Below are 301 nucleotides of genomic sequence, written 5' to 3'. Positions count from 1 at the left end.
GCAGTTAGCCGCTGATTATGCGGACAAAGGTTACCGCACAGAATACAGGGTCGGCAATATTGATCCATACCACAAAAACAAAACATGTAGCGAGCAGCCACAACTTAAGCTGAATCGCCCTCCTCTCACACAAAACCGAATAACAATCGAGATTCGCTGCGAAGGTCTTAAACCTTGGAAACTCTATATTGGCTCAGAATTCGACCTTTACGCTCATACAGTTGTCGCAACGGGGGGTATCCGGCGTGGCCAAGTGATCTCTATAAATGACATCAACCTAGAAGAAATAGTTATTAACCGA

1 protein-coding gene is annotated in these 301 nt (G+C 45.2%); it reads left to right on the top strand.

The features are described 5' to 3' along the window. Window positions 1-301, top strand: a 301-nt coding sequence (locus tag A3761_RS07310) for a hypothetical protein (protein ID WP_156491713.1), incomplete at both ends; no start/stop codon positions are given.

The organism is Oleiphilus sp. HI0123, assembly GCF_001635315.1.
This window is presented reverse-complemented; position numbering and strand designations above follow the sequence as displayed.